The organism is Actinotalea sp., assembly GCF_035443605.1.
In the GTDB taxonomy this organism is placed as follows: domain Bacteria; phylum Actinomycetota; class Actinomycetes; order Actinomycetales; family Cellulomonadaceae; genus Actinotalea.
The window spans coordinates 1-5,386 of record NZ_DAORSQ010000133.1; the positions used below are offsets into that span (position 1 = coordinate 1).

At 74.2% G+C, this 5,386-nt stretch carries 6 protein-coding genes and 1 pseudogene; 2 read left to right on the top strand and 5 right to left on the bottom strand.

Translation table 11 applies throughout. The annotated features are described in order from the left end of the window. Window positions 1-121: 121 nt before the first annotated feature. The 3 genes from PKY62_RS11760 to PKY62_RS11770 all read right to left on the bottom strand — a co-directional run bounded on the left by PKY62_RS11760 (window position 122) and on the right by PKY62_RS11770 (window position 2,949). Window positions 122-1,582, bottom strand: coding sequence for a hypothetical protein (locus PKY62_RS11760; protein ID WP_324537185.1), 1,461 nt, complete (start codon window positions 1,580-1,582; stop codon window positions 122-124). A gap of 75 nt (window positions 1,583-1,657) precedes the next feature. Further along, window positions 1,658-2,392, bottom strand: a complete 735-nt coding sequence (locus PKY62_RS11765) for a hypothetical protein (RefSeq protein ID WP_324537187.1) — start codon at window positions 2,390-2,392, stop codon at window positions 1,658-1,660. Between the two features lie 335 nt (window positions 2,393-2,727). Continuing rightward, a complete protein-coding gene (locus PKY62_RS11770; protein ID WP_324537189.1) occupies window positions 2,728-2,949 on the bottom strand; it encodes a DUF2255 family protein in 222 nt (73 codons plus the stop codon). 280 nt (window positions 2,950-3,229) lie between these two features. Here PKY62_RS11770 and PKY62_RS13380 point away from each other — a divergent pair, with 280 nt between their 5' ends. Next, complete coding sequence (locus PKY62_RS13380) at window positions 3,230-3,364, top strand: MmyB family transcriptional regulator (RefSeq protein WP_502875838.1); 135 nt, start codon at window positions 3,230-3,232, stop codon at window positions 3,362-3,364. A gap of 83 nt (window positions 3,365-3,447) precedes the next feature. Continuing rightward, window positions 3,448-3,699, top strand: a pseudogene (locus PKY62_RS13385) (MmyB family transcriptional regulator); the annotation flags it as partial. On the opposite strand, the gene PKY62_RS11780 reads toward PKY62_RS13385, so the two are convergent. Beyond that, on the bottom strand, window positions 3,686-4,582 hold the full coding sequence (locus tag PKY62_RS11780) for an EamA family transporter (RefSeq protein ID WP_324537191.1): 897 nt from the start codon (window positions 4,580-4,582) through the stop codon (window positions 3,686-3,688). The pseudogene PKY62_RS13385 and the gene PKY62_RS11780 sit on opposite strands and share 14 nt — an antisense overlap. Before the next feature lie 640 nt (window positions 4,583-5,222). Then, window positions 5,223-5,386 (bottom strand): family 1 glycosylhydrolase (locus PKY62_RS11785; protein ID WP_324537193.1); only part of this gene is annotated, 164 nt, incomplete at its 5' end.

The following is a 5,386-nucleotide window of genomic DNA, read 5'->3' on the forward strand; positions in this document are numbered from 1 at the left end:
GCCGACCAGGCGCACCTCGTCAACGACTTCCGGACCGCCGTGGGTCTGACGCCGGGCACCTACGTGCGGTCGCTGCGGGAGCTCGGGGCTGCGGGGTAGGCGCGTTGAGTGCCGTGCACGGCTACGCGGGCGGCGCGAGGTAGTCGAGGCTGATGGTCCGGGTGGTCAGTGCCGCACCGCCGGCCTTCGGCGTGACGGTGCACCGGAACGTGAAAGTGTGGTTGGTCTTGACCCCGGAGTACGAGAACTGCCGCGAGGACTCGTCCGCGGGGGAGCGGCCCACGGCGGGCAGGGCGGTCCATGCCCCGCCGTCCATCTGGTAGTCCCACGCGTAGGTGACCGGCATGGCCGCCTGGGTGGCGTTGAGGTAGCGCACCGTGAGTGTCACCGTCGCACCCGCGATGAAGGTGTCCCCGTTGGTCAGCACCCCGAGCCCCGTGGACTGCGCCGTGATGCCCTCGAAGACCGGGGACACCGTGGCCGGCGGTGGCCCGACGTGGATGACCACCGGGGAGGTGACCGACCCGCCCCATGGCGTGGCCAGTCGCGCCACGACGCTGAAGGTCCCCTGGGTGTCCAGGGTGATCCGTGCCAGGCAGCTGCCCTTGTCCTCGAGCGGGACGTCGCTGTCCCAGGTCACAGCGGAGCATGCGGGCGCGGTGGTGTTCGCCGGGGCCGACGGCAGCGCCTCGATGAAGTAGACCTCGCCCTGACGTGCCGCGAGGGCGGGCCCGGACAGCGTGACCGGCTGACCACCGACGTCGGTGACTGCCGTCGACAGGCTCCAGGTGGGCACCTCGACCGTGACGTGCACCACCGCCTGGGCCGACTGGCCGTCCGTGTCGACGGTGCTGGCGGTCAGGGTGTGCTGGCCGGGGGTCGTCAGGGCCGCGGTCACCGGCCCCACGCCCTCGCCGAGGGACCCGTCGACGTCGCTCGACCAGCTGACGGGCAGGGTGCCGTCCTCCTCGTCGCTCGCGTCGGCCGTCAGGCGCGGTACGAGCACAGAGCCGAGGGGGATCGTCTGCCCCTCGGCGGGCCAGCTGATGGTCACCTCCGGAGCGTGATAGGCACTGGAGCCCTGGTGGTAGGTCTTGTCGATGAAGAGGTAGGGGCCCCAGTCCCACGAGGCGATGACGACGTCGAGCACGACCGAGGCACCCACCGCGACGCGGATCGCGTAGCGCACCGACGGCGTCGGGTCCGGCCCGCCGGTGAACGTCACCCAGCCGAGGCCGCGGACCTCGGGCCCGACGATCCCGTAGAACAGCATCCGGACGCGCAGGTCCCCGCCGACCGTCGCCCCCACGGGCCCGGTGGGCAGCTGGTGGTGGGAGTCGCTGTCTGCGTCGAAGCGCGCGTACGGCTCGAACCCGTCGTGGTAGCCGATCCCGACCGCGGCGCTGACGTTCTCCTGGGCGCCGAAGCCGACGTCGACCGCAAGCGTCCCGTCGATCTGCACCGAGACGACGATGACGGGCTCGAGGATCACCGGCAGCGGCCCGACCTGGAAGTAGATCGGGGTGAGGTACTCCTTGGCGAGCTGGTAGGAGCCGGCGAGGCCCGAGGCCGCCGCGGACACCGAGACCTCGAACTGCGCAGCCTGGTCCAGGTGGCAGCTCGCGTCGAACCACGCGCCGTCGGGGACGATGCCCTCTCAGTAGGTCAGCCCGCCGTCGACCCCGCAGCCGGCGCTGAAGTGCGCCACACCCGTGATGCGGACCCCGGGCACGGGCGTGACGTCGACGCCGTAGTGGAAGGCCAGGCCCTCGCCGAGCAGCGACGCCGGGGCGAGGGAGGTCCCGCCGCCGCCGGCCACGTCCGGCAGCCGGGTGACGCCGGGCGTGAGCTCGCTGGATGCGACCTGGTCGGCCGTGAACTGCTGCTCCACGCGGAACTCGCCCTGGGCAAGGGCGTCGCCGAGGGTGGCCTCCGACGCGAGAACGGCGTTCCCGTCGACCCTGTCGACCCGGACGAGGAACCCGGTCGGGGCGGCGGGGGAGACCCCGCTGACCAGGACGGTTCCGGGCCCGACGTCCGCGGGGACGGCGGCCATGTCGATGCGGAACTGGCACAGGGGCAGGGGGGTGGTGCGGCCCAGGCATGCGGGGCCGTTGAGGACCTCGACCGCGGTGAGCGCTTCGGCCTCGCCGGTGCTCAGCACCCGGGTCTCCGGCTGGAGCTCCGGCTCCAGCCCGAGCAGCGGGGGGAGCCCGTACTGCGAGGCGGGGTCGGCCTCGAAGGGCCAGCTCTCGGGGACGTCGGTGGGCGCGCCGTCGGGGGTGGAAGGCGTGGTGCTCGGGTCGGGTGTCGGGGGAGACGTGCAGCCGACCAGCGCGCTGGACAGCAGCCCGAGGACCGCGACGACGGCTACCAGCGTCCGGCTGGACATGGCGCCCACCCACAACTTCCCGCGCGGTTCGCCGCGGCCGCGGCGAACCCGCGTCTCCACGCTACGCCGGTGGGACCGGGCGCGGAGGGGGTTCGACGCCCGGCTGCATGAGCTTCGGGGACACGTCCCGCAGGGTCAGCGAGCGGGCCCCGGACAACGACGGCGACTGCGCCGCGCCGTTGATCCGACCCGGCCGGGCAGCGCGTCTGCTGCGACGGCGACCGGGCCGTCATCGAGGCCGTCCAGCGGGTGGCCGGCGCGCGCGGCGTACCCGTCGCCCGGGTGGCGATCGCACGGCTCCTGTGCCTGTTCGGGGGCTCACGCGTCCCGAGGGCTCACACCTCGCGTGGCACCCGTCGCAGGGTGACGTCGCGGATCGTCTGCCCGACGACGCTGCCGACGATGGCCGGGCCGTAGCGGTCGTGCTTCGCGTGGTGGGCCTCGTCGATCGCCGCGTGCGCCTGCGCCGGGGCGTCGGCGAAGGCGACGTCGCGCTCGACACCGCCCGCGCGGACCCGGCCGATCCGACCCAGCTCGTCGGCGGTGCAGGCCGTCATGGGTGTCCTCTCGGCGGGTGCGGGCGGCGACGGAGCCCGGGTCTCGCCCGCGAGGTCACGCCCCGGGTTCGCGTCCCGTCCATCACACGCCGTCGTGCCGCCGGGAGGAAGGCCCTGCCGAGACGGGTTCCACCAGTGCCTGCCGGGCGCGCGCACCCCCGTGGCGGTCTGCCATGGACAACCGTGCCGAGATCCGCGACTTCCTGGCCGCGCTCAGGGCCCGGCTCACCCCCACGCAGGCGGGGCTGCGGTCTACGGCACCCACCGCCGCGTCGCCGGGGTGCGCCCGAGCGTCCTGGCGATGCTCGTCGCCATGACCGGCACGCCGGCGGTGGTGCGCAACGACCGGCTGGACATCCTCGCGACCAACGCGCTGGGTCGTGCGCTGTACTCCGAGTTGAACCGCAACCCGTAGGGCATGGCGTTGTCGGACCTCGTCGGGCTCTCTCCACGCGCAGCGAGGAGTTCCGCACCCGGTGGGCCGCGCACAACGTCCACCTTCGCCGCGGCGGCGTCAAGCAGATCCAGCACCCCGTCGTCGGCCGGCTGGAGCTCATGGACGACATGCTCGAGCTGCCGGCCGACCCGGGGCTGACGATGCTCGTGTACACCGCGGAGCCCGGCAGCCCCAGCGCCGACGCCCTGACGCTGGCTCGCCAGCTGGGCCGCGACGCAGGAGCAGGCTGCCGACGTCGCCGTGCCGGCGGACGGGCGGAGCTGAGCGGCGTCGGATCGCTCAGCCGGCCGTGAGCAGGACGCATGCGGCGAGGGCCAGCACGATCCCGACCCCCTGGCTGCGCGACAGCCGCTCGCGGAGCACCACGCGGGCCAGCGCGATCGTGGCCAGGGGGTAGAGGCCGACCACGACGGCGACGACGCTCAGCTCGCCGTCGCCCAGGGCGAGCATGAGCAGCGCGTTCGCGACCCCGAGAACAAGACCGGCGCCTGCGGCGAGCAGCACCGTGCGCGACGTGCGATGGTGCGAGCCGGCCGCACCCTCGCCGCCGTCGAGCCAGGCGACCCGCACGCGGGTGCGAGGATGCGCGGCGAGACCGAGCAGCCCGGTCACCAGCAGGAGCAGACCGCTGGCGGTCTCGACGAGTGCTGGGCCGAGACCCGAGCCGCTCGGGGCGGCGTCCAGCGCGGCGATCGACATGCCAAGGCCCACGCCGGCGACGGTGGCCAGGACGAGTGCGCGCCGGCCGACCCGGTGCGGGTGGTCCTCGCGCGGGACACCGAGGAGCAGGGCCGCGACGATCGCGATGGCGACACCGCCCCAGCGGGGACCCGTGAGCCGCTCTCCGAGCAGGAGGGCGACGGCGACCGGGACGGCCGACTGGAGCATCGCGATGAACGGGGACAGCAGGCTGAGGGGGCCGGCGGCCAGCGCGGCATAGAAGGTCGCGAACCCGACCAGGGCGCTGACCCCCGCGACGACGCCAGCGAGCACGGACCCGGCCGTCCAGGCTCCCGGCACGAGCAGGACGCCCACGACGAGCGTGAGCGAGGCGACGAGGTAGGCGAGCGCCGTGACGACCAGGACCGGGGCCCGCCGGGCTGCGAGCGCGCCGAGGAAGTCCGAGACCCCGTAGAGCAGGCTCGAGGCCAGCGCGAGCACGACGACCAGCAGCACGTCGGCCACCCTAGGCGCGGCGAGCGCCCGAGGCCGGTCGGGGACCGGCAGGGCCGCGGCCTCGGCCGGTCCCACTACCGCCCGAGGTGTGCCCCCAACGCCCCGGCGTCGTCAGCCCCCGCGGATGTCAGGCTGCGCACAGAGCTGATCGCGCCGACGGTGAGGACCGCGCGCGCCACGCCAGCCGAGCACTCCACGGCGATCTGGTGCGCGGCGTCGATCCGTAGCGCCAGACCCCCCGTGGAACCCTCGTCCGCGGGGACCTCGGCGCAGGCTCGCGTGCAGCGTCTGCTGGCGGCGCGGCCGCAGGCCTCTGGTGGCGACCGAAGGTGGGCCACCCGTCGCTCCAGGTGACGTCGTCGGCGTAGGTCTCGCGGCCCAGCACGTGCCACTCCGGGCTCGAGCCGCGCGCGAAGCTCACCGCGTGCCCGCCCTCGGCGCCGCCCTCGGCGATGAGCAGGGACCACCACGAGCCGACCCGGTACAGGTGCGGCGCCTCGGGGAACGTGGCGCCGGTGCCGGACCACAGGTTCCGGCGTTCGGAGAGCACCTCCCCGCGCGCGAGGTCGACGGTGACCTGGACGATCCCCTCGGGGGTTCGCGGGCCGAAGCCCGCGAACGTCGGTGGCACACGCCGACGTCATCCGCCCACCGCGCCGGCCCGCGCGATCGCGCCGTAGACCGCCGCGCTCGGCTTCGGTGTGCGGGCGAAGGTGGTGCGGTCCACGGTGTGCAGCCCGAAGTGCTTCGCGTAGCCGAAGATCCACTCGAAGTTGTCCAGCAGCGTCCAGTGGCAGTAGCCGA